The following is a 4,339-nucleotide window of genomic DNA, read 5'->3' as shown; positions in this document are numbered from 1 at the left end:
GGTGTAGGCAAAACCACCACCATTGGTAAATTGGCAGCGCGTTACGTATTGCAGCACGGTGCCGATAAAGTTGCACTTATTACTACCGACACCTACCGCATTGCTGCGCATGACCAACTGCGTTCGCTTGCGCGTATTTTGCGTGTACCAGTGCGCGTGGTGGATGAAGCTAATCCTTTGGATTCAGTCCTGCGCAGCCTGCGTCATTGTTCACTGGTGTTAATCGATACCGCTGGTTTCCGCCACGGTGACCCGCATTTGAAAGCGCAGTTGAAAGCATTGGCGGATCAGCAAGCGGTAAAAACCTATCTGGTGATGTCGTGCAACAGCCAGGTTCAAATGTTGAAAGCATCAGTACACGCTTACGGCGCGGCGCGTTTGCAAGGTTGCATCCTTACCAAATTGGATGAGACGGCAAGTATTGGTGAAGCCTTGGGTGTTGCTATACAAAACCGCTTGTCGATCGCCTACACCACTGACGGGCAAGACATTCCCAAAAATTTGGACGTGGCACGTGCGCATCAATTGGTATCAAAAGCCGTCGCATTGCTTAAATCCAATCCAACAACGGCAGTATCCTAAACAGTGGGGATTAAACAGTAGCAGTTATAACCACAGGAATTTGTCGGTGAAACTGAAATTAGTCGGATGAAATTCCAATCCCTATCTATACTCAGATCACCATTTGTGTACCCCAAGACCCAACCGGCAACCGGGCGTACAACTCGAAGAAATAGGTTTGGAGTTATGTGTAGATGAGCCAAATGCGACCAGTACAAGTGATCGCTGTGTCCGGCGGCAAGGGCGGAGTAGGTAAGAGCAATATTTCCGTTAACCTCAGCATTGCGTTGGCTGAATTGCGTCGGCGTGTGGTGTTGTTGGATGCTGACTTGGGCTTAGCCAATGTCGATGTGCTGCTGGGTATCAGGGCGACCCACACACTGGCTGATGTGCTTGCCGGCACCCACAGTTTAGCGGACGTACTGGTAAGTGGGCCTGCAGGTATGAAGATTGTTCCTGCGTCATCTGGCGTGCAACGCATGGCAGAATTAAGCGCTGCTGAACACGCAGGGCTTATTAATGCCTTCAATGATCTTTCTGATCAGGTTGATATCCTGGTTATCGATACGGCAGCTGGTATTTCCGATACGGTGGTGAGTTTTGTGCGCGCTGCCAATGAAGTCATTATTGTTGTCTGCGACGAACCGTCATCCATTACCGACTCCTACGCACTGATCAAATTACTCAATAAAGAATACGGCATGCAGCGTTTCCGGGTGGTGGCGAATATGACGCGCACTCCGCAGGAAGGCATCAATATGTTTAATAAGCTTAATACTGTATGCGAACGTTTTTTGGATGTGACTTTGCAATTTGTCGGCCAGGTTCCCTTCGACGAAAACGTGCGCAAAGCGGTACAAAAACAAAAATCCCTGCTGGAATTTGCACCTACTTCCAAAGCGTCTGTCGCCATACGCGCACTCGCACAAGTCGTGGATAAATGGCCACTGCCCAACTCGCCTACAGGGCGCCTGGAATTTTTTGTAGAGCGTTTATTGCAGGCTGCGAATGCGCGCTAGCTTGCAGAGAGATGCAAAAAAAAATAGGGATGTAATACGTTGTGCCGCCAAGTTGTTGGTAAAACGCAGGGTTGTTGCTGATAAGAAGGTGCTCAATGGCCGTAGTCAATGGTTTAGCCATGTACGATAAAAAAACCTTACTTGATGTACAGATCAATATTGAAGACTACGCGCCTTTGGTCAAGCGTATTGCCTATCACATGATGATGCGCATGCCGGCTAGCGTGCAGGTAGACGATCTTATCCAGGCTGGCATGATCGGCCTTATAGAAGCCTCCCAAAAATACGATGCCTCCCGCGGTGCCAGCTTTGAAACTTATGCAGGTATCCGTATTCGCGGCGCAATTGTTGACGAAATGCGCCGCGGCGATTGGGTGCCGCGCTCAGTGCACCGCAATGCACGCCGTGTTTCCCAAGCCGTCGCCGCAGTTGAAGCGCGCACCGGCCGTGATGCGACTGACAGTGAAGTCGCTGCTGAGCTGGGTGTTGGGCTCAATGAATATTTTGAAATGCTGCAAGACTCCAATGGTAGCCGCCTATTCAGCTATGAAGAAACCTTTGGCGAAGAAGACAGCAATATTGATGCATCTGAGCACAGCAGCGCCTTTGTCAGCCCGCTCGACGGTATTCAGCGCGATGGCTTAAAAAAAGCGCTGATGAAGGCAATAGCCCTCTTGCCCGAGCGCGAGCGCATGGTGCTGGCACTCTATTACGATCAAGAACTAAACCTGAAAGAAATTGGTATGGTGCTTGGGGTCAGTGAATCCCGGGTGAGCCAGATCCACAGTCAGGCAGCCGCGCGGCTGCGCCATAAATTGGCAGATTGGCAATCGGGCTGATGATTGTTTAAATAACAAACGAATCGAGCAAAAAGCATCGCTCCAATGGCAAGGTAGTTGTTAAAAACTCTGTGTTTTCAGCGATTTGGACTATGATTCGAATTAAAAGTTGAAGATTTATACGCCGGAACTGGCCGAAGCTTCAACTCCTACTAGACTATGATTAAATGAAAATCCCGTCAGGGTGAGTGGAGGTTGCGTTGGATAAGAATATGAAAATCTTAATTGTTGACGACTTTTCAACAATGCGACGGATTATTAAAAACTTGCTGCGGGATTTGGGTTTTTCCAATACCCATGAAGCGGATGATGGTGTTACAGCATTGCCGATGCTGAAAAGTGGCGACTTTCAATTTCTAGTCACAGATTGGAATATGCCAGGTATGACTGGTATCGATTTGCTGAAAGCCGTTCGCGCAGATGAAAAGTTGCGCACCTTACCCGTTTTGATGGTAACGGCAGAGGCCAAGCGCGACCAGATTATTGAGGCAGCGCAAGCGGGTGTTAATGGTTATGTAGTCAAACCATTTACCGCGCAAGCACTCAAGGAAAAAATCGAGAAGATTTTTGATCGCGTAGGTTAAGTGGCTCGATCAAATAATAAATAAGGCGTTGTCATGGCATCTGAACCCCAAAAATCTTTCAACGAAGAATTTGTTGTCGAATTGAAAGAGTGCGCCAAGCTGCTCGCGGAGAAATTGCAAAGCAATCAATTCGAAGAGGCATCGGTGCTGATTCACACCATCACTCAGGCGCGCGACCGACATATATTCCAGTCGGTAGGGCGTTTAACGCGCGGTCTGCACAACGCTATTGTCAACTTTAATGTGGACGCGGATTTAACCAAAGAGCCGCCTAAAATTGCCAACTCAGATATTCACGATGCATCAAATCGTTTGAATTACGTTATTGATCTCACACAAAAAGCAGCTGAAAAAACCATGGATATGGTCGATGAGGCAGCGCCTATAGCGATGAACCTCGGGCAAGAGGCTAGTAGCTTACGTGGAGAATGGGCGCGGCTTAAGCGGCGTGAAATGGGCCCTGATGAATTTCGCCAGCTCTATGACCGCATGGATGATTTTCTCAGGCAGATGGTTACTGGCACAGAGCAATTAAGTAAAAATTTACAAGACATTGTACTGGAGCAGGGCTTTCAGGATTTAACTGGGCAAGTGTTAAAGCGCGTGATCGGTTTAATTAACGATGTTGAAAAAGATCTGGTCAGTCTGGTGCGTATTGCAGGTCAAGTGGAGGAAATTGCTGGGCTTTCGAATGACAGCGAGACACTCGAACATGACAAAGAAATTATGAATAAGCGCAAGGTCGAAGCCGAAGGCCCACAAATTAATAAAGAGCGTGCAGATGTAATGTCCGGGCAAGACGATGTAGATGATTTATTGTCGAGTCTTGGTTTTTAAGTCTGCGGGTCACGCGAGGAACGTTGAATGAGTTTTGGTGATGACGAGGATATTCTCCAGGATTTTCTGGTAGAGGCGGGAGAAATCCTTGAGCGCCTCAGCCAGCAATTGGTTGACTTGGAGCAGCGCCCTGAAGATAAAGATTTGCTGAATGCAATCTTTCGCGGTTTTCATACCGTAAAAGGTGGCGCAGGCTTTTTGGCGTTGACCCCGATGGTTGAATGTTGTCATTTGACAGAAAACTTGTTTGATATTTTACGTAATGGAAAGCGCGCCGTTACCTCTGAATTAATGGATGTAGTGTTAGAAGCGTTGGACTTAGTGAACCAACAGTTTGAATTAGTTTCTCAACGCGAAGCCTTGCCACCAGTGGATCATTCATTAATTGCTGCGTTGGAGCGTTTGGTTTCCTGCGCCGATTTGGATGAAGCCGCTGAAGCTGCAAGTGCAAACATCCCGGCTGTCATCCAAACTGTGGCTGCAGAAACTCCTACTCGTC

At 48.1% G+C, this 4,339-nt stretch carries 5 protein-coding genes and 1 pseudogene; all 6 read left to right on the top strand.

Annotated elements, in window-relative coordinates; all coding sequences use genetic code 11:
* Positions 1 to 582, top strand: a pseudogene (locus tag ACWA6V_RS13815) (flagellar biosynthesis protein FlhF); the annotation flags it as partial.
* Between the two features lie 173 nt (positions 583 to 755).
* On the top strand, positions 756 to 1,580 hold the full coding sequence (locus ACWA6V_RS13810) for a MinD/ParA family protein (RefSeq protein ID WP_310070750.1): 825 nt from the start codon (positions 756 to 758) through the stop codon (positions 1,578 to 1,580).
* 95 nt (positions 1,581 to 1,675) lie between these two features.
* Positions 1,676 to 2,419, top strand: a complete 744-nt coding sequence (locus tag ACWA6V_RS13805; RefSeq protein ID WP_449523035.1) for an RNA polymerase sigma factor FliA — start codon at positions 1,676 to 1,678, stop codon at positions 2,417 to 2,419.
* A 200-nt stretch (positions 2,420 to 2,619) separates the two neighbouring features.
* Positions 2,620 to 3,003: a chemotaxis response regulator CheY gene (gene cheY / locus ACWA6V_RS13800; RefSeq protein WP_039914554.1), complete on the top strand. Its 384-nt coding sequence runs from the start codon at positions 2,620 to 2,622 to the stop codon at positions 3,001 to 3,003.
* A gap of 33 nt (positions 3,004 to 3,036) precedes the next feature.
* Positions 3,037 to 3,840 (top strand): protein phosphatase CheZ, encoded by an 804-nt coding sequence (locus tag ACWA6V_RS13795; protein WP_449523034.1) that lies wholly within the window; start codon positions 3,037 to 3,039, stop codon positions 3,838 to 3,840.
* A 27-nt stretch (positions 3,841 to 3,867) separates the two neighbouring features.
* Positions 3,868 to 4,339 (top strand): Hpt domain-containing protein (locus ACWA6V_RS13790; protein ID WP_449523033.1); only part of this gene is annotated, 472 nt, incomplete at its 3' end.

Source organism: Cellvibrio sp., from assembly GCF_053579595.1.
This window is presented reverse-complemented; position numbering and strand designations above follow the sequence as displayed.

Excerpts from the sequence above, each read along its gene's own strand:
- ACWA6V_RS13810 (WP_310070750.1), top strand. The coding sequence starts at position 756 with ATGAGCCAAATGCGACCAGTACAAGTGATCGCTGTGTCCGGCGGCAAG.
- ACWA6V_RS13805 (WP_449523035.1), top strand. The coding sequence starts at position 1,676 with ATGGCCGTAGTCAATGGTTTAGCCATGTACGATAAAAAAACCTTACTT.
- ACWA6V_RS13795 (WP_449523034.1), top strand. The coding sequence starts at position 3,037 with ATGGCATCTGAACCCCAAAAATCTTTCAACGAAGAATTTGTTGTCGAA.